The following is a 19398-nucleotide window of genomic DNA, read 5'->3' on the forward strand; positions in this document are numbered from 1 at the left end:
GCTCGTTCCCATGGCCGCCCCGCAGTCGCCCGGTTCACCCTCCTCCCGGACTGCCTCCGACACCGTCTCCCTCGGCCGCGCCCTGCTCTGGCCCGCCGCGGCGGCCGGTCTCGGCATGCTGCTCATCTACAACTCGGTCGGTTCCCCGGCCGACGACAAACCGCCCGCCCCACCCGCGGCGGCCGCGCCCGCCGCCCCGGCGCCCGCGTCGGCCTCCGCCGCTCCGAAGACGGCCGACCCGGGCCCCTCCCTGCCCCGTTCGGTGCCGAAGCGGCTGCGGATTCCGGCCATCGCGGTGGACGCGCCGTTCACCCCCCTGTCGATCGGCTCCTCCGGCCGGCTCGACGCGCCTCCCCCGAACGACAAGAACCTGGCCGGCTGGTTCAAGGACGGCGTGACGCCGGGCGAGCGCGGGGCCGCGATCGTGGCGGGTCACGTGGACACGACGACCGGGCCCGCGATCTTCCTCCAGCTGCGGTTCCTGCAGCCCGGCGCCACGGTCGACATCACGCGCACGGACGGCACGGTGGCCACGTTCAAGGTCGACACCGTCGAGACGTTCAGCAAGGCGAAGTTCCCCGACAAGCGGGTGTACGCCGACACCCCGGACGCCCAGCTGCGCCTGATCACCTGCGGCGGCAACTACGACAGGACCGTCAGGGACTACGAGGACAACGTGGTCGTGTTCGCCCACCTCGACTCGTCCGAGAAGGGCTGAGCACCGGACCGCCCCCGGCGCCCCGCGCGGAAATCCACGCGCGCGGCGCCGGGTGCCCCTGCTAGCGTCCCCCGCATGAAGCGTGCCGCTATGACGACGACGCCGGAGAGTGTCCCGGCGCACTGACTGCTGACCAGTCCGAAGCCCCGGGGCGAGTGCCCCGGGGCTTCTGCTTGCGGTGACTCGCCCCTCCGTACGCGAGGAGACCGCCATGCACGACCACCGCAGGCTCGGCCGTGAGCTGGAGCTGTTCGACACCGACCCGCTGATCGGCGCGGGACTTCCGTACTGGCTGCCCGACGGCGCGGCGCTGCGGCACACCCTGGAGGAGTACATCCGCACCGCCGAGCGGCTGGCGGGCTACCGGCACGTGTACTCACCGGTGCTCGGCAAGCGGGAGCTGTACGAGATCTCGGGCCACTGGTCGCACTACAGCGACGACATGTTCCCGCCGATGGACCTGGGCGGCGAGCAGCTGGTGCTGCGGCCGAGCCTGTGCCCGCACCACGCGGTGATCTACCGCTCCCGCTCGCACAGTTACCGCGAACTGCCGCTGCGGATGGCGGAGCTGGGCGGCATGTACCGCTCCGAGCTCTCCGGTGTGCTGGGCGGGCTGACCCGGGTGCGGGCCATCCAGCTGAACGACGCGCACATCTTCTGCACCCTGGACCAGGTCGCGGACGAGGCACGGGCCGCGCTCGGCATGATCCGCCGGGCGTACGAGGCACTCGGCATCCGCCCGGCCCGCCTCCGGCTCTCACTGCCGGGGCCCGGCGGGAAGTACGTCGCCGCCCCGGAGATGTGGCGGCGCTCCACCGCCCTGCTGACCGGGGTACTCGACTCGTCCGGGCTGCCCTACGAGTCGGCGGAGGGCGAGGCCGCGTTCTACGGCCCCAAGATCGACGTCCAGGTCGCGGACCCGGCGGGCCGCGAGTCGACCCTGTCCACCGTCCAGATCGACTTCCACCAGCCGGAGCGGTTCGATCTGCACTACATCGGGGCCGACGGGGCGAAACACCGGCCGGTCATGGTGCACCGCAGCATCATCGGCAGTGTGGAGCGGGCCGTCGCCCACCTCGTCGAGCAGCACGGCGGCGCGTTCCCCGGCTGGCTCTCCCCCACCCAGATCGTGATCCTGCCGGTCTCGGACGCCGAACTCCCGAACGCCGAGTCGCTCGCCGCCCGTTGCGCCGCGCTCGGGCTGCGCGCCGAGGTCAGCGGCCGGGAACGCGGCAGCCTGGGCGCCCGCGTCCGGGACGCCCGCCTCGTCCCGTACCAGGCGGTCATCGGCGCGGCGGAGGCCGCGGACGACCGCGTCGCGCTGCGCCTGCGCGACGGGCGCCGGCTCGGCCCGCGGCCCGCCGAGGAGGCGCTCGCCCGGATCGGCGCACTGGTCGCGGCGCACAGCACCGCGCTGTGGGACGAGGCGGGGGACGCTATGGGGTGACCGGGGCCGGTTCCCCGGCGGTGCGGTGGCCGGAGCCGAGCGCACCGGCCAGCGCGGCGGCGACGATCAGGAAGGCGAGGACGACGGTCATGGCGAGCCGGAGTCCGATGTGGTCGGCGAGGAAGCCGAGTCCGGGCGGGCCGACCAGGAAGGCGAGATAGCCCGCGGTGGAGACGGCGCCGACCCGTGCCGCCGCGTCGTGCGGATGGTCGCCCGCCACGGACACGGTGACCGGAAACCCGAGCGAGGCGCCCAGCCCCCACAGCACCGTGGCGGCGCCCGCCATCGCGGGGCTCGGCGCGACGATCACCACCGCCAGGCCCAGTGCGGCGACGACCGCGCTGATCCGGACGGTCAGGGCCCGTCCGAAGCGCTGCAGGACGGGGCCGCCCGCGAAGCGGCCGAGGGTCATCGAGGAGGCGAAGACCAGGAAGGTCAGGGAGCCGGCGGTGGCGCTCACCTCGTAGCCGTCCACCATCAGCAGCGGCAGCCAGTCGTTCGCGGCGCCCTCCGCGAAGGCCATGGCCAGCACGATCACCCCGATCAGGACCAGCCGCCGGTCCCGCCACACCGCCAGCTGGCCGCGCAGACCGCCCGGCCCCGTGGTCTCGGCCGCCTCCTCCCGCCCGGTGCCGTGCGGGATCGCGAGGACGGCCTTGACCGCGGCGGCGGCTATGAGGACCGCGACGACGGTGAGGTGCCATCCGACGGGGAACGCGGCCGCGGTCAGCCCCATGCCCAGCAGCGCCCCGACCACGGTGCCGAGGCTGAAGCAGCCGTGCAGCACCGGCAGTACGGGCCGGCCGATGACGCCCTCGACGGCCGCACCCTCGATGTTGAACGCGACCTCGGCCAGCCCCATCCCGCCGCCGAACAGGGCGAGCCCGCCGAAGACCCCGGCCGCCAGCGAGAGGCCGGTGCCCGCCGCGACGACCAGGAGCCCGGTGACGATCAGCGACGCGCCCACGCCGATCGCCGCCCGGCCCCCGTACCGGCGTACGAGCGGGCCGGAGGACGTGACACCGGCCATCGAGCCGACGGACAGCCCGAACAGCACGAGGCCCATCGAGCCGGTGGAGACGTCGAGCCCGTCCCGGACGGCCGGGGTGCGGGCCACCCAGGACGCCATGCCGACACCTGCGGCGAGCATGAAGAGGAACAGGGCGGTGCGCCAGCGGCGCGTAGCGGCATCCATGGCAGCGGGGCCTCAGCAGACGGATCGAGGGAGGACGACAACAGGAGCGTACGATCGTACGCCTTGAGTGTACGATCGTACGCATGAAGGACTACTTCGCGGGTGACCCCCGTACCAACCATGAGCGGATGCTGGCCGGAGACCTCTACGTCTCCGACGACCCGGACATCGCGAAGGCCCAGCAGCACGCCGTGCGCCTCGCCGCCCGGTACCTCGCGGCGTACTCGGAGGACGCCGACGCCGCGCAGCCCCTGGTCGCCGAACTCCTCGGCTCCCTGGGGGCGGGTGCACACATCCGGCCGCCGCTGTACGTCGACTACGGCACGTACCTCACGGTCGGCGAGGACACGTTCATCAACTACAACCTCACCGCCCTCGACGTGGCCCCGATCACCATCGGCCGCGACTGCCAGATCGGGCCGAACGTACAGTTGCTCACCCCGACCCACCCGGTGGAAGCCGAACCGCGCCGCGACAAGCTGGAAGCGGCCAAGCCGATCACGATCGGGGACAATGTCTGGCTCGGCGGCGGAGCGATCGTGCTCGCCGGGGTGACCATCGGGGACAACAGCGTCATCGGCGCCGGAGCCGTCGTGACGAAGGACATCCCCGCCGACGTGGTCGCCGTGGGCAATCCGGCCCGGGTGATCCGTTCGATCTAGATCCAGCAGAGGAAGCACCGTGGCGACCGGCAGGAACGACCCCGAGCGGCGGGAGCGCATCATCACCGCCGCGCTCGACCTGATCGCGGAGGAGGGGGTCGCCGGGACGTCGCACCGCAAGGTCGCCGCCCGCGCCGGGGTGCCGCTCGGATCGATGACGTACCACTTCGGCGGTATGGACGAGCTGCTGCGGGAGGCGTTCACCCGCTTCTCCGGCAGCGTCGTCGCCGTGTTCGAGGAGCGGCTCGGCGCCGCGGACACGCCCGACGAGGCCCGCGAGGCGGTGGCCGGCCTCGTTCACCACTTGTCGAGCGGGAATCAGCGCGAACTGGTCCTCACCCACGAGCTCTACACGCTCGCGGCCCGGAAGCCCGCCTACCGCGAACTGACCCGGGAGTGGATGCGCAGGAGCCGACGCGCCCTGGAGTGGCACTTCGACCCGGCGACGGCCCGGCAGCTGGACGCGCTGATAGAGGGCCTGTCCATCCACCGCGCCCTGGAGACCGAACCGCACGACCGCGCCCTGACCGTCGAGGCCATCGCCCGCATCACGCGGGGCACGGGCGGGAGTTCCTGACCCGCACCCCCAGAGCCCCTGGCCGGCACCCCACCTGACCAAGGTGCCGGCCAGGTCTGCGCCCGGAAGCCGGTCCAGGACCGCTCGCGGGCCATGCCGACGAACATCAACTCCTAAAGCCAGTCGCACCCGGAACTGATGCCAGAACAGGTCAATTGCCGTTCTGTAGCTGTTAATTGTTGCGCACAGGCGGTTCGGGTGAGGCTCTTGATGCACACCTCTTGACGTTTCCCGGGTGACGGCGGAAGCATCAACTCCCGTCGGAGAGCGCTCTCTGGGCTCTCCGGGAAGCTCGTCGTGTCACCCGTACCACGACTCAGGAGACGTACGTCTATGCATGCTCCCCCCACGGAGACGCCCATGGCACCCCCCACCGCACCCCGTCGCAGGCGCCGTACCCGCACGTTCGGATTCGCCGCGTTCGCCGTCTCGCTCCTCATGGCCGTCCCCACCGCGCAGAACGCCTTCGGGGCGGACGCGAAGGCCGTCGAGGGCGGCGGCGACCTCGGCCCCAACGTGATGGTGTTCGACCCGTCGATGCCCGACATCCAGGCCAAGGTCGACGAGATCTTCAAGAAGCAGGAGTCGGCGCAGTTCGGTGACGGCCGCTACGCGCTGATGTTCAAGCCGGGCACGTACGACAACCTCAACGCGCAGATCGGGTTCTACACCTCGATCGCCGGTCTCGGGCTGAACCCCGACGACACCACGTTCAACGGTGACGTGACCGTCGACGCGGGCTGGTTCAACGGCAACGCCACCCAGAACTTCTGGCGTTCGGCGGAGAACCTGGCGCTCAACCCGGTCAGCGGCACCGACCGCTGGGCCGTCTCGCAGGCCGCCCCGTTCCGCCGGATGCACGTCAAGGGCGGGCTCAACCTGGCCCCCGACGGCTACGGCTGGGCGAGCGGCGGGTACATCGCCGACAGCAAGATCGACGGCCAGGTCGGCCCGTACTCGCAGCAGCAGTGGTACACCCGGGACAGCTCGGTCGGCAGCTGGGGCAACGGCGTCTGGAACATGACGTTCTCGGGCGTCGAGGGCGCCCCCGCCCAGAGCTTCCCGGAGCCGCCGTACACCACGCTGGAGAACACCCCGGTCTCCCGCGAGAAGCCGTTCCTGTACCTGGACGGCGACGACTACAAGGTGTTCGTCCCCGAGAAGCGCACCAACGCGCGCGGTGTCTCGTGGGCCAACGGCGCGCCCAAGGGCGAGTCGATACCGCTGGACCAGTTCTACGTGGTGAAGCCCGGCGCGACCGCGGAGACGATCAACGCGGCGGTCCAGCAGGGTCTGCACCTGCTGTTCACGCCCGGTGTCTACCACGTCGACCAGACCATCAACATCGACCGCGCCGACACCGTGGCGCTCGGTCTGGGTCTGGCCACCATCGTCCCGGACAACGGGGTCACGGCCATCAAGGTCGGTGACGTGGACGGGGTGAAGCTCGCCGGTCTGCTCATCGACGCCGGCACCACCAACTCGAAGTCGCTGATCGAGGTCGGCACCGAGGGTTCGACCACGAGCCACGCGGACAACCCGACCTCCCTCCAGGACGTGTTCGCCCGGGTCGGCGGCGCGGGGGCCGGCAAGGCCACCACCGCCATGGTGATCAACAGCAACGACACGATCATCGACCACACCTGGCTGTGGCGTGCCGACCACGGCGAGGGCGTCGGCTGGGAGACCAACCGGTCCGACTACGGCCTCCAGGTCAACGGTGACAACGTCCTGGCGACCGGGCTGTTCGTCGAGCACTTCAACAAGTACGACGTGCGCTGGTCCGGCGAGAACGGCAAGACGATCTTCTTCCAGAACGAGAAGTCGTACGACGCCCCCAACCAGGCGGCCATCCAGAACGGTGACACCAAGGGGTTCGCGGCCTACAAGGTCGACGACTCCGTCACCACCCACGAGGGCTGGGGCCTGGGCAGCTACTGCTACTACAACGTCGACCCGACGATCATCCAGGGCCACGGCTTCGAGGCCCCGGTGAAGCCGGGAGTGAAGTTCCACGACCTGCTCGTCGTCTCGCTCGGCGGCCAGGGCCAGTACGACCACGTCATCAACGACACGGGTTCGCCCACGTCGGGGACGGGCACCGTCCCGTCACAGGTGGTGTCCTTCCCGTAGGAAGGCGCCCGACGCGGACCGGGTCACGGGCCTTCGGTGGACCCGGCTCCGTCCTGGCGGCGCGGTGAAGCCCGGTGTGCCCCGTCGATACACACGACGGGGCACACCGCTGTCCGGGCCGGCCTGGCTGCCGGGACTGCCGGGACTGCCGGGACTATCGGAGCTTCCGGGACTGTCAGGGCCGTCGGACCGCTCAGGGCAGGAGTTCGACGTACCCGTCGGTTCCGTGCACGCGGATCCGCTGCCCGTCCCTGATCAGCCGGGTGGCCCCCGCCACGCCCACGACGGCCGGCAGCCCGTACTCCCGGGCGATCACCGCGCCGTGCGTCATCAGGCCGCCGACCTCCGTCACCAGGCCCGCGATGCCGACGAACAGCGTCGACCAGCTGGGGTCCGTGAAGGCCGTGACCAGGATGTCGCCCGCTTCGAGATCGGCCTGCGCCATGTCGAGGACGACGCGGGCCCGGCCCTCGACGGTCCCGGCGGACACCGGCAGGCCCGCCAGGGCGCCCTCAGGTACGTCGTCGCGCCGGTACGCCCCGCTGACCGCCTCACCGTCCGACGTGAGCACCCGGGGCGGGGTGAGCGCCAGGTACGAGCGGAACGCTTCCTTGCGCTGCTCGATGAGCCGGCCATCGGCCTGGTTCGAGCGCACGGCGTCGCGGAGTTCCTGGAACGTCAGGTAGAAGACGTCCTCCTTGTCGGGGAGCACCCCGGCCCGCACGAGGCGCTCGGCCTCCGCCATCAGGGCCTGCTTGTAGACGAAGTAGCGGCTGACGATGTCGTACTTCGGGTACTCCCGGTATCCGATGAAGGCCCTGACCCGGTCGATCATCCGCTTGGCCTCGTCGGCCTTCCGCTGTCCGTCGGGCAGGGACCGCAGCCGGGTCAGCACGTCCTGCTCCTTGAGCAGCGCCTTCCGCCGACCCTGCTCGAAGCGCTGCACGGCGGCACCCGGCGCGAAGTTCCGGACGTTGTCGAGGATCGCCGGTGCGAGGGTGGTGGGGCACTCGCTCCACCTCGGCCGCGTGATGTCGATCTCTCCGGCGCAGCGCATGCCGTACCGGCCGAGGTAGCCCTCGATGGCGTCGCGCGCCTCTGAGCCGCCGGGGACCTTCGCCAGTTCGTCCAGGAAGACCGCGTCGTCGACGGAGTCGGCGTCCCGCAGGAACGCCACGACCTCCGGCCGCGGGCGGACCACGTCCGCGACGTCGAGCAGCGCCAGTCCCATCTCCGACGTGATGTTGCCGGGAGCGGACAGCGTCAGCGTGTCGGCCGCGTTCTTCTCGCCCAGCCACTCCAGCAGCTGGTCGTTGAGCCACCACGTGGCCTCCATCCCCGCCATGATCGCCCGGAAGTTCAGCGGGTCCCCGAGGACTCGTCGGTGCTCCTCGAAGGCCTCCAGCAGGAAGTCGAACAGCGCCGGTCCGCTCTTCGTCCGGATGTCGCGCTCCAGGGCGGCGACGGAGGACCGGCTGCGTTCGATCAGCTCGGGGACGATGTCCGGCTCCGGCCCGTCCGGGACGGCGTCCCCGTGTGCCGACGGGCCGGCGGGGGCCGCGTCCGGGGCCGGCGGCAGCAGGCCGTCGCGGTCGAGGACGGTCTCCAGGGCGTCCCTGACCAGCGGATCGCCCTTCCCCATGACGTCCAGCAGGGCGGCGCGGCTCTCGGGCGAGGCGAGGCGCTGGGTGACGTCGACGAACAGCCGCCCGCCCGCCTCGTGCATCGCCACCATGGCCGTCAGCTGCCACATGGAGTACCCCAGGGGCTTCATGGCGTCGGTCATCATCTGCTGATGGCCGACGGAGACGTAGACGTGATCCTCCTGGTCACCGGCGTCCGGGATGGGGAACAGCGTCGTGATCGGCCGGCTCTGAACGATCTGGAAACCGTCATCGGCCAGGCACCATTCGATGTCCTGCGGGCGGCCGAAGTGCGCCTCGATCCGCCGTCCGAGGTCTACGAGCCGCACGGCCTGCTCATCCGTCAGCGCGGGCCGCTCCTGCTGCTGCGGGTCGATCTCCACTTCCCGGGTACCACCGCCGGGCAGGGCGTGGACGGCACGTTGTTTGGCGGCGATCTTCCGGGCGACGACCTCGCCGTGCCGCACGGTGAAGACGTCCGGGTTCACCAGGCCGGAGACCAGGGCCTCACCGAGGCCGAAGCCGGCGTCCACGGTGGCCGTCTTCCGGTTGCCGGTGACGGGGTCGGCCGTGAACAGGATGCCGGAGGCCTCCGGGAGGACCATCCGCTGCACGACCACGGCCATCTGGACCGTGCGGTGGTCGATGCCGTTACGCCGGCGGTAGACGACGGCCCGCTCGGTGAACAGCGAGGCCCAGCACCGGCTGACGTGCCGGAGGACCTCCGCCGGGCCCACGACGTTCAGATACGTGTCCTGCTGGCCGGCGAACGAGGCGGTCGGCAGGTCCTCGGCCGTCGCGCTGGACCGGACGGCGCAGGCGGCCCCCGCACCGAGCCGGCCGAGCGCGCGGGTGATCTCCGTCGCGAGAGCGTCCGGGACCGCGGTCTCCTCGATGGAGCGCCGGATCTCCGCGCTGAGCGTGCGGACCGCGTCCCGGTCGTCCGGGTCCAGCCGCGACAGCTGATCGAGCCGGTCACCGAGCGACGGTGTCCGGGCGATGGTCCGCCGGAAGGCGTCCGTCGTCACGCAGAAACCGTCCGGCACCCGGATGCCCTCGATCCGCGACAGCGCGCCCAGGTGCGCGCCCTTGCCGCCGACGGAGTCGGCCCGTGTCTCGTCGACGTCTTGAAGATCCAGCACGCTGCTATCGGTCATCGCCATCATTCCCGCTTGTCTTCCCTCCGACGAGCCGGCGCCGCGCACTCCTGCGGCCGCGCTGCCGGTCCCACCCGTGATTCGACGTCACGTGTCCCGCCCACCTCGGCGGCAGCACACGCGCGGCCGCCGGTTTCCGCAGGTGGCGGCCACGAGCGACGATTCTGCGCCCTGGACCGGGCCTTGCCGCAAGCCCCCCTGTGCGCTATAAGTTGAGAGTGGCAAGGAGAGGCTTCTCCTTGCCTTCGTCTTTTCTCGCCTCGTTTCTGTTGCGTCTGTCTCCTTCCGCGCTCAGCGCCCCCTCTCGCACCCCTCCCGTGCCGCGCCCGGTGGCGGACTTGGCACTCGCTTTACACACCACCCGCAACCGCGCCGCCCGACTCCATGTCTCTATAAATGTTGAATCCTTGAAGTAGTGACGCGAGCGGAGCAGGACATGCGGCGGGGCAAGGGCGTTATAGGGATCGCGTTGCTGGTGAGCGCGGTACTGGCGGGGACCAGCGCTTGCGGCGGCAAGGGATCGGCCTCGGCCGACTCCGGGAACGGGAAGGGCGGCTCCTCCGGCCGAGCGTCCGCGAGCGCGCACCCGTCGCCGTCGCACACGCGCCCCTCGGGTCCGCCGATGCTGCTGGAGACCATCGCGCCGCTGGACAAGGCGACGGTCGGCGTCGCCATGCCGGTCTCCGTCGTCTTCACCAACCCGGTGGCCACCTCGGCCCGTTCGAACATCGAGAAGCACCTCAAGATCTCCGCGTCCGTCCCCACGACCGGTGCCTGGCACTGGATGGGCGACAAGCGGGTCGACTGGCGTCCGAAGGACTACTGGAAGTCCGGCACCAAGGTGCGCATCGACGCCGACCTCAAGGACGTCCCCAACGGCAGCGGCCGCTACGGCACGCACGGCTACACCCACTCCTTCACCATCGGCGACGACGTCCGGGCCGACGCCTCGGTCACCGGTCACACCATGAAGGTCACCCGTAACGGCGCCACGGTGCGCACGCTCTCGATCAACGCGGGCAGCGCCCAGTACCCGACCTGGAACGGCACGATGGCGGTGATCGACAAGCAGGAGAAGGTCCACATGACGTCCTGCAGCGTCGGCATCAGCTGCACCAAGGGCGATGCGAACTACTACGACCTGACCCTCCCCTGGGACGTCCACCTCACCCAGTCGGGCACCTACGTCCACTTCTCCACCGGTGACACCAACCCGGGCAGCGGCAGCGCCCTCGGCTCGCACGGCTGCGTGCACCTCTCGCTGGCCGACGCGAAGTGGTTCTACGGCCAGGTGAAGCAGGGCGACCCCGTCACGGTCACCGGCTCCCCGCGCGCCAAGGCACCGGCCGACAACGGCTACGCGTCCTTCAACCTGTCCTGGTCGCAGTGGCTGGACGGAAGCGCGAGCGGCGCGAAGACCACGGCCGCGCTGTAGCGCGCCCCGCACGGTCCGACCGAGCAGCCGCCCGGCAGGCGGGGTCAGGCCCCGACTGCCGGGCGGCTGCGCATGTACCGGAGCTGGGTACGGGAGCGGCTCAGCTGTGCAGGGCCAGCGCGCCCTTCGCCGGGACGGCCGCCGTCACGGTGCCGTCGTCACCGACCTCGACGGTGTGGCCTTCGCAGGCGTCCGGGGAGGCCTGGGCCACGTCGCAGTAGGTGCCCGCGGCCAGCGAGGTGGTGAACGTCTGCTGGAGGGCGTCGTCGCCGTTGTTGATGGCCACGAAGCCCTTGTCACCGCGGCCGAAGGCGATGGCCGACGAGCCGTTGTCCCACCAGTCGGTCAGCTGGGCGCCCTCGGTGGCGTTGTGGAAGCCGACCATGCCGGTGACGGCGGTCTGCGCGTGCGTGCAGGTCCAGCCGCCACTGCCGCAGGCCGCCGCGCCGCCGTTCGGCGGGCCGGCGTCCTTGTCCGACCACTCGTAGCCGGAGAAGACGTTCGGGGAGCCGTAGGGGGAGGCCAGCATGAAGACGTTGGCCAGGGTGTAGGCCGCGCCGTCCTTGTACGTCAGCGTGGAGCCGTTGCGCTCGGTGTCCCAGTTGTCAACGAACGTGCGGGCGTTCGCGCTCGGCAGCTTGCCGTCGGCTATGCCCTTCAGGCCGGTGATACCGCCGCCCTGGAAGGCGCTCTTGAGGTGGCCGCCGTAGCGGAACTCGTCGACGTCGCCCACGCCCGTGTACTCGTCGGGCTGGATGGCCTCGCCACCGCCGTAGATGACCTCGGTGACCCAGAAGCCGGGGTCGGCCATCTTGCCCTTGACGGCGGCGATGTCATCGGCCGCCATGTGCTTGGCGGCGTCGATACGGAAGCCGTCGACGCCCATGCCGCGCAGGTCGGAGAGGTAGGCGGCGATCGTCGTACGGACGGCGTCGCTGCCGGTGTCGAGGTCGGCCAGGCCGACCAGTTCGCAGTTCTGGACGTCGTCGCGGTCCCCGTAGTCGCTGATGTCCTTGCGGCAGGCGTGGAAGTCCTGGTCCTGGAAGTACCCGGGGTAGTCGTACTTCGTGTACGCCGTGCCGCCGGTCCCGGAGCCGGAGCCGGACGACATGTGGTTGATGACGGCGTCCGCGACGACCTTCACCCCGGCCGAGTGGCAGCTCTCCACCATCGACGCGAAGGCGTCACGGTCACCGAGGCGACCGGCGATCTTGTAACTGACCGGCTGGTAGGAGGTCCACCACTGGTCACCCTGGATGTGCTCGGAAGCGGGCGAGACCTCGACGTAGCCGTAGCCGGCCGGACCGAGCGAGTCGGTACAGGCACGGGCCACCGCGTCGTACTTCCACTCGAACAGGGTGGCGGTGACGGTCCTTTCGCCCGGTGGGGTCGCCTGGGAGGTCCAGGGGGCGAAGGCGGTGATACCGGCGGCTGCGAGCAGTCCGGCCAGTGTCGCGCGAGCGGCGCGGGAACTCATCTGCGGCTCCTTCGGTCGCGGGTACGGGCAGAGCCCGCACCCGGCGTGGGCAGCCACGCGCCTGGCCACCGTGGGGGGAGTTCGGAGCCTGCCGTTCCGGTGATGGACACGTCAAGAGGTAACGCAAGAGTTTCCAGCATGTTTCTGAAATAGCTTGCAGGGAACGCGGATTGGGACACCGGGAGGCCCCGGCCCGGCCGCGTCTGCGGACTCGCCCTTGCCCTCTTCAGCATCTGCATCTGTGTCCGGTGACTGCGGACTCGGGGGTTGAGGAACATCGGAACGAAAACCGGCGCCAAGCCTCGCGCGGGTCTGAGAGCGCTTTGACCTGGGACTCCGGATTCCCTATAGCGTCGATATGGCAGCCTTGCCCTTATGGGAGATTTTTATATATCGTCGATACATGACGAAGGAAGCTTCACCGGCCCAGCGAACCCGCGCGCTGATCATCGACGCAGCCGCCGATCTTCTGGCGGCATCGGCCAGGGGGGAGTTCTCGACCCGCGAGGTGTGCGACGCGGCCGGCGTTTCAGCGCCGACCCTGTACCACCACTTCGGCGACAAGGACGGGCTGCTGCGAGAGGTGGCGGCGGACAGGTTCAGCCGCTATCTGACCGGCAAGCAGGCCCTGGAGACGACTGGAGATCCGGTCGAGGACTTTCTTCGCGGCTGGGACATGCATGTGGAGTTCGGGGTGACGAACCCCGCGCTCTACACGATCATGTACGGCCGCCCGATGGACGGCCGTACAGTCCCGGCGGATCACGCCCACGCCGTTCTCGTGACGATGATGCGCGACCTGGAGAGAGCCGGACGGCTGCGCATGCCGACCGAGATGGCCGCAGACATGGTGGCCTCGGCGGCGGTAGGGGTCACTTTGCATCTGATCCGCAACCGCGTGGCGGCCGACGACCACCTTTCAGCGCTCGTGCGTGACGTCGTCACCGCGGCCGTCATCAGCTCGCCGACGGTCCCTGGAGCGCCTTCGGTGACGCCGCAGCTTGCGCGAGCTGCCGCCCGACTGGAAGCAGAGATGCCACACGGCCCCGTCGGCACGCTCCGTGCCTCGGAAACCACACTGCTGCGCGAATGGCTGGCCCAACTCTCCGTGCCCAGCCCCGCGGCAGGCGGCGACCCGTCGTGACGGGGCGCTACAGAACGATGGCCACATAACTGGCAGGTCCCCCCGCCCTGCAGACTCGACATGAAAGAGAAGCACATGAGCACCATCCACCAGGAACAGGCCCCCAGCGAAGAGGAGATCCAGAGCATCCTGGACGGCATCGCCCAAGGCTTCGGCCACCCCATGCGCTCGCCGATCCTCAAGACCCCAGGCGACTACGGCCTGGCCTACCAGGAAGTGTCTTTCCCCTCCATGGACGGCGTGCCGCTGGAAGCCTGGTACATCCCTTGCGATGGATCGGACAAGCTGATCATCGCTAACCACCCCCTGTGGTTCAACCGCTACGGTTTCCCCGCCCACCTGGAGCCCTGGAGGTCGATTGGTGCAAGCACCGGCAACGACTTCGAGGTCGACTTCGTGCCCGACTACCGCATCCTGCACGAAGCCGGATACAACGTCCTCACCTATGACATGCGCAACCTCGGCCACAGCGGAACCGGCAACGGCGGGATCGGCAGCGGCGGCCGCTTCGAAGCTCGCGACGTCGTCGGCTCCCTGCAGTACGTGCGCGCCCGCGAAGACCTCAAGGACATGACCATCGGCCTGTTCAGCCGTTGCCAGGGCTCGAACGCGACCATGTTCGCCATGCAGATGTACCCCGAGCATTTCGAAGGCGTGCGCTGCATCGTTTCTCCGCAGCCACTGTCGGTCGGCGTCACCATGCAGCGCACGCTGGAGATGCTGGGCCTGCCCGAGCGCATCGCCGAGCTGGAGGAAAAGGTCCGCCTGATCGTCAGCTTCCCCTTCTCCGAGATGACGCCGGTCGAGGCCGCCAAGAGCGTCACCATCCCCACCTTCCTCTACCAGGTTCACGACGACCTGATGACTCGCCCCGACGACGTCCAGGCGATGTTCGACAACATCCCGATCGAAGACAAGAAGCTCGTCTGGGTCCACGGAACCACCGCGCGCTGGGACGGCTACCTGCACTTCCAGCGCGAGCCCAGGGAAATGCTGGACTGGTTCGCCACCCACATGAAGTAGCTCCCCTACTCGCAACAACGGGGACGGGCCAAGCCGACAACGTCTTCACCCGCCATCGGCGACGCACGGCGCAAGCCAGCGCTCAGCGGCGGCTGTCGCCGGGCGCGAGCAGGCTGGTGACCTCGGTGATCGCCTCCGCCGAGGGGTGGAAGTAGCGCCGTACGTTTTCCGGCTTCCGATGCCGGGACTTCGCCACCAGCATCAGCAGCAGCGAGGCACCGGCCTCCAGCCCGGTGTCCGGGCACACATCGCGCCGCGCCAGCACCTTGCTGTGCCCCGGCCGGCGCTGGGTGACAAACACCGGGCCTCGGGTGCGGCCGCGCAGCAGCCGAGGCAGCAGACGAGCGGTGCCAGCGTCCCAGTAGACCGTCTCCAGCACGAAGTCCTCCCGGGACCGGCCGCCCCGGCGGCGGACTGCGGCACCCTTGGCCTTCACTGGCGCTCAGCGCCCCCCGAGGTCCAGGTCCTCGATGTTCACCCCGAGGATCTCCTCCGCCCGCAGGTCTCGTAGAGCATCCGCCACAGCGTCTTCTCCCGCAGTGGGACGTCCCGGCGGGCGATCAGCCGGTCGACGAAAAGCTCCGGGCGGGCCGGGATCTCGGAGTCCGGCGGCGTCATCCGCTTCGCCCAGGCCGGGACCGCCGGGCCGTCGTATCCGTGGTCCGCGCACCAGCCGAACCAGGACAGCACCGCCGCGCGGCGGGCGTTCCAGGTGTTGACCGCCGCGGTGCCCCACAGCAGCTCCAGTGCCTCGCCGACCTCTTCGTCGGCCACCGCCGCCAGCGGCCGGCCCTCGCCGAGCCGTTCGGCGGTCTTCCCAACCCCGATGCCGTAGTTGCGGGCGGTGTTCGGGTTGGCGAGTGAGCCGAGGGAGACGTCGGCGGCCGCTCGGACGGTCAGCGCCTTCCCGGCCCGGAGCTGGACGACGGCGGGCACCGCTTCCCCTTGCCGCAGATAACGGGGTCGCTTCGCGCAGTGGCTCGGCGACGTCGCCGCAGGTGGGGTTCGGCGATACCGCAGATAACAGGGCGTTACCTGTGGGAAGACTTCCGACCCGCCCGGCCGCCGCTCACCAGCGACGCCGGGGCCTTAGCGCCGGTTTCCGTTCCGATGTTCCTCAACCCCCGCCTCGGCCCGGGGCGTACGACTGGGCTCCCGGTCAGAGCCAGCCCTTCTCCCGCGCCAGCCGGACCGCCTCCGCGCGGTTGCGCGCCGCCAGCTTCTGGATCGCCGTCGAGAGGTAGTTGCGGACCGTGCCCTGGGAGAGGTGCAGCACCGCGGCGATCTCCGCGTTGGTCGAACCGTCCGCCGCCGCGCGCAGCACCTCGCGTTCCCGGTCGGTCAGCGGGCTGGCCCCGTCCGCGAGGGCGGCGGCCGCGAGCGTCGGGTCGATGACGCGTTCGCCGGCGAGCACCTTGCGTACCGCCGCCGCGAGCTGGGACGCCGGGGCGTCCTTCACCAGGAACGCGTCGGCGCCCGACTCCATCGCGCGGCGGAGGTAGCCGGGCCGGCCGAAGGTGGTGACGACGACGACCTTCACGCCGGGCAGTTCGCGGTGCAGCTCGGCCGCCGCCTCGATGCCCGTCATGCCGGGCATCTCGATGTCCAGGAGGGCCACTTCGACCCGGTGCTCCCGGGCCGCGGCCAGCACCTCGTCACCGCGGGCGACCTGCGCGACGACCTCGATGTCGGGTTCCAGGCCGAGGAGCGCCGCCAGGGCTTCGCGCACCATTGACTGGTCCTCGGCGAGGAGGAGTCTGATCATGCTCATTCCGGGAATCCTAGGTCGGATTCGACCGGCACGCTGAGGGTGAGGGTGAAGCCCTTCCCCGAACGGGAGTTGGTGACCCGGGTGGCGAGCGTCCCGTCGACGGTGGCGAGGCGCTCCGCGACGCCGGTGAGGCCGTTGCCGGGTGCCGTACCGGAGGCGCCGCGGCCGTCGTCGGAGACGGTGAGTTCGAGGACCCGCCCGTCCAGGGTCTGGCGCGGGGCCAGGGTCACCTCGCAGCTGCGGGCACCGCTGTGGCGTACGACGTTGGTGACGGCTTCCCGCAGGGCCCAGGCCAGCACCTCCTCCGGTTTCTCGGGGAGGCCCTCGGGCGGCTCCGCGGGAACGGCGGCGGTGATCCCGGCCGCGGCGAGCGCGGTCCGGGCACCCGCCAGTTCACCGGAGAGGGTCGGGCGGCGGTAGCCGGTGACCGCGCTGCGCACGTCCACCAGTGCCTGCCGGCTGACCTGTTCGATGTCCGCGACCTGGGCGGCCGCCTGCTCCGGGTGGTCGGGGAGCATCCGCCCGGCCAGTTCGCTCTTGAGGGTGATCAGCGAGAGGGAGTGGCCGAGCAGGTCGTGCAGATCCCTGGCGAGCCGCAGCCGTTCCTCGTTCGCGGCGAGCTGGGCGACGGTGGCGCGGGCCTCACGGAGCTGGATGGTGGTGAGGATCATCTGCCGGATGCCCGTCATCGCGAACCCGCCGAGCAGCGCCGGGAAGACCAGCGCCGTGATGATCTCGCGCGGGTGGTCGCCGGTGAGGCCGATGGCGACGAGCACGGCGGCGGAGGCGGGGATCAGCCAGCGGGCGGTCCGCAGGGGCAGTGCGGCCCCCGCGGAGACCGAGACGTACACGAACAGGACCAGCCACGGGCTGCCGAGCGTCAGGGACAGCGCGACCGCCAGGGCGCTCAGGAAGGCGAGCGCGATCCGGACCTGTACCGGGGTGAGCAACTTCGGCGAGGGGCGGAAGACGAGGACCAGGTAGCAGCCGACGAAGACCACCAGTCCGAGGGTGCCGAGCGTGGTCGCCCACGGGGTGTGGGCGCCGTCCGCGAGATCCTTGATCGGAGCGCTCATGAAGGCGAGCCAGACGCCGATCCAGAGGCTCTTGATCGCGGCCTGCTTGCGGTTCCCCGGCGGGCGCCCGATCCCCGTGGACATCTCGTCGTCCTCGTTCACGCCTTCAGGGTGTCCTTCCGGTAGAGCCAGGCCGCTCCGCCCGCGAAGATCAGGAAGTAGACGCAGAGGATGGCGATGTCCTTGGCATGCGGCGCGCCGCCCATCTCGACGGACTGGCCGAGTGCAGCGTACGCGTGCGTGGGCAGCCACTCGGAGATGTTCTGGATCCATTGCGGGAAGGTCGACGACGGCATCCACAGGCCGCCGAGGATCGACAGCACAAAGTAGATGATCATGGTAATCGGGCGGACCGCGTCACCGCTGGCGATGTAGCCGATGGCGACCCCGAGAGCGGCGAAGACGAGCGAACCGGCCCAGATGAGACCGGTCAGGGCCAGCCACTGCCAGAGGTCGAACCGCACGTGCTTGGCGGAGGCGGCGACCAGGAAGACGACCACGATGCAGGGCAGCGTGACCATCGCGGCGCTGGCGATCTTGGCCAGGACGTAGCCGCGGCTGGGCAGCGCGGTCAGCCGGAGCTGGCGGACCCAGCCCTTCTCGCGCTCCTTGGCGATGCGCTCGCTGTTGCCCATCAGCACGGCCGTCAGCGCGCCGAAGGAGGCCATCGAGACCATGAAGAAGGACTGCAGGGTCAGATCGGTGTGCGGCACCTTGTCGGTGGTGTTCTGGGTACTGGAGATCAGCACGTAGAGCACCGACGGGTAGATGACCGAGAAGAACATGAACTTCTTGTTCCGCAGCGTGCGGGTCACTTCGAGCTTGATCAGCGTGTTCATCGGGTCCTGGCCTCCTCGGCCTCGGTGATGGCGACGAAGGCCTGCTCCAGTCCGAGACCGGCGACTTCGAGCTCGCGCGGGTAGAGGCCGAGGCCGTAGACGGCGTGCACGGTCGCGTCGGCGTTGTGCGACTGGATACGGACCCGGCGGCCGGTGACGTCGAGTGCCGAGAGGAACGGCAGTGCGCGCAGGGCCTCTTCGTCGACCGGTCCCTCCAGCTCGAAGGAGATCCTGCGGGCGCCGGCCCTGGCCTTGATCTCGGCCGCGGTGCCGTCGGCGAGGATGCGGCCCTTGTGCAGGACGAGGACGCGGTCCGCGATGGCGTCGGCCTCTTCGAGGTAGTGGGTGGCGAACAGGACGGTCCGGCCCTGGTCGGCCTGCTCGCGCATGGTGGCCCAGAAGGCGCTCCGGGAGGTGACGTCCATCCCGGTGGTCGGCTCGTCGAGCACGATCAGGTCGTTGGCCCCGGCGGTGGCGAGCGCGAACCGTACGCGCTGCTCCTGACCGCCGGAGAGCTTGTTGACCATGCGGCCGGCGATCGAGGCGATACCGGCCCGCGCCAGCACCTCTTCCACCGGGTAGGGCCTGGGGTGCAGATCGCAGACGAGTCCGACCAGCTCCCCGACGGTGACCTCCTCCATCAGGCCGCCGGTCTGCAGCATGGCGCCGACCCGGCCGGCCGCGATGGCCGCCTGCGGGGTCGTGCCGAAGAGCCGGACCGTACCGGAGTCGGCGGTGCGCAGGCCGAGGAGGAGGTCGAGCGCGGACGACTTGCCCGCGCCGTTCGGCCCGAGGAGCGCCACGGTCTCGCCGGGGTGCAGGTCGAGCGTGAGCCCGTCCACGGCACGTACGTCGCCGTACGCCTTGCTGACCTGGTCGAAGCTGACCACGGCGGTCTTCGCCTCGGTGGCTTCCGGAGCTTTCGTTGTCATGGGTCCAGCCTGGCTGAGCGGGGCACGCGCCCGGCAGGGTCACGGGTCGTGAATCCGGGATGACAGATGTCATGCCGTACGTGTGACGGGCACAGACGGCACCGCCCCCGGCCGGGATCCGGTCGGGGGCGGTGCCTGTGGCGCGGTGCCGTGCTGCGCTTTCGCGGCG

General features: G+C 70.3%; 15 protein-coding genes and 1 pseudogene. 8 read left to right on the forward strand and 8 right to left on the reverse strand.

The features are described 5' to 3' along the window. Positions 1-10 precede the first annotated feature (10 nt). Complete coding sequence (locus tag ACIP89_RS14240; RefSeq protein WP_401920811.1) at positions 11-718, forward strand: class F sortase; 708 nt, start codon at positions 11-13, stop codon at positions 716-718. A 178-nt stretch (positions 719-896) separates the two neighbouring features. Beyond that, positions 897-2165, forward strand: a complete 1269-nt coding sequence (thrS, locus tag ACIP89_RS14245) for a threonine--tRNA ligase (protein ID WP_402115047.1) — start codon at positions 897-899, stop codon at positions 2163-2165. Here thrS and ACIP89_RS14250 read toward each other — a convergent pair. After that, positions 2155-3360 carry an MFS transporter gene (locus ACIP89_RS14250; RefSeq protein WP_401929473.1) on the reverse strand — a complete coding sequence of 402 codons (1206 nt, stop codon included), beginning with the start codon at positions 3358-3360 and terminating at the stop codon, positions 2155-2157. The genes thrS and ACIP89_RS14250 overlap by 11 nt on opposite strands. Positions 3361-3443: 83 nt before the next feature. Here ACIP89_RS14250 and ACIP89_RS14255 point away from each other — a divergent pair, with 83 nt between their 5' ends. The 3 genes from ACIP89_RS14255 to ACIP89_RS14265 all read left to right on the forward strand — a co-directional run bounded on the left by ACIP89_RS14255 (position 3444) and on the right by ACIP89_RS14265 (position 6732). Next, positions 3444-4022 carry a sugar O-acetyltransferase gene (locus tag ACIP89_RS14255; protein WP_402115049.1) on the forward strand — a complete coding sequence of 193 codons (579 nt, stop codon included), beginning with the start codon at positions 3444-3446 and terminating at the stop codon, positions 4020-4022. A 19-nt stretch (positions 4023-4041) separates the two neighbouring features. Further along, positions 4042-4599, forward strand: a complete 558-nt coding sequence (locus ACIP89_RS14260) for a TetR/AcrR family transcriptional regulator (protein WP_402115050.1) — start codon at positions 4042-4044, stop codon at positions 4597-4599. 333 nt (positions 4600-4932) lie between these two features. Beyond that, positions 4933-6732, forward strand: a complete 1800-nt coding sequence (locus ACIP89_RS14265) for a coagulation factor 5/8 type domain-containing protein (RefSeq protein WP_402115051.1) — start codon at positions 4933-4935, stop codon at positions 6730-6732. A 193-nt stretch (positions 6733-6925) separates the two neighbouring features. Here ACIP89_RS14265 and rph read toward each other — a convergent pair whose 3' ends face one another. After that, on the reverse strand, positions 6926-9532 hold the full coding sequence (gene rph, locus ACIP89_RS14270; protein WP_402115053.1) for a rifamycin-inactivating phosphotransferase: 2607 nt from the start codon (positions 9530-9532) through the stop codon (positions 6926-6928). 436 nt (positions 9533-9968) lie between these two features. Here rph and ACIP89_RS14275 point away from each other — a divergent pair, with 436 nt between their 5' ends. Further along, on the forward strand, positions 9969-10967 hold the full coding sequence (locus ACIP89_RS14275; RefSeq protein WP_401929836.1) for an Ig-like domain-containing protein: 999 nt from the start codon (positions 9969-9971) through the stop codon (positions 10965-10967). 100 nt (positions 10968-11067) lie between these two features. On the opposite strand, the gene ACIP89_RS14280 is transcribed toward ACIP89_RS14275, so the two are convergent. Further along, a complete protein-coding gene (locus ACIP89_RS14280) occupies positions 11068-12444 on the reverse strand; it encodes an alpha-amylase family protein (protein WP_402115055.1) in 1377 nt (458 codons plus the stop codon). Between the two features lie 403 nt (positions 12445-12847). Between ACIP89_RS14280 and ACIP89_RS14285 the strand changes: the two genes are divergently transcribed. Both ACIP89_RS14285 and ACIP89_RS14290 read left to right on the forward strand, forming a co-directional pair. Then, the gene (locus ACIP89_RS14285) at positions 12848-13588 is read left to right on the forward strand and encodes a TetR/AcrR family transcriptional regulator (RefSeq protein ID WP_402115056.1); all 741 of its coding nucleotides are present in this window, start codon (positions 12848-12850) and stop codon (positions 13586-13588) included. Positions 13589-13663: 75 nt separating this feature from the next. Next, positions 13664-14611, forward strand: coding sequence for an alpha/beta hydrolase family protein (locus ACIP89_RS14290; RefSeq protein WP_401920825.1), 948 nt, complete (start codon positions 13664-13666; stop codon positions 14609-14611). Positions 14612-14693: 82 nt separating this feature from the next. Here ACIP89_RS14290 and ACIP89_RS14295 read toward each other — a convergent pair. From ACIP89_RS14295 to ACIP89_RS14315, 5 genes and pseudogenes are all read right to left on the reverse strand, one after another. Further along, positions 14694-15547, reverse strand: a pseudogene (locus ACIP89_RS14295) (site-specific integrase). A gap of 223 nt (positions 15548-15770) precedes the next feature. Then, positions 15771-16382 carry a response regulator gene (locus ACIP89_RS14300; protein WP_401920826.1) on the reverse strand — a complete coding sequence of 204 codons (612 nt, stop codon included), beginning with the start codon at positions 16380-16382 and terminating at the stop codon, positions 15771-15773. Continuing rightward, positions 16379-17542, reverse strand: a complete 1164-nt coding sequence (locus ACIP89_RS14305; protein WP_401921075.1) for a sensor histidine kinase — start codon at positions 17540-17542, stop codon at positions 16379-16381. The genes ACIP89_RS14300 and ACIP89_RS14305 overlap by 4 nt, the downstream gene beginning before the upstream one ends. A gap of 14 nt (positions 17543-17556) precedes the next feature. After that, complete coding sequence (locus tag ACIP89_RS14310; protein WP_401920827.1) at positions 17557-18297, reverse strand: ABC transporter permease; 741 nt, start codon at positions 18295-18297, stop codon at positions 17557-17559. Further along, positions 18294-19229 carry an ABC transporter ATP-binding protein gene (locus tag ACIP89_RS14315; protein WP_401920828.1) on the reverse strand — a complete coding sequence of 312 codons (936 nt, stop codon included), beginning with the start codon at positions 19227-19229 and terminating at the stop codon, positions 18294-18296. The genes ACIP89_RS14310 and ACIP89_RS14315 overlap by 4 nt, the downstream gene beginning before the upstream one ends. Between the last annotated feature and the right edge of the window lie 169 nt (positions 19230-19398).

Origin of the sequence: Streptomyces sp. NPDC088730 (assembly GCF_044751215.1) — a bacterium.
In the GTDB taxonomy this organism is placed as follows: domain Bacteria; phylum Actinomycetota; class Actinomycetes; order Streptomycetales; family Streptomycetaceae; genus Streptomyces.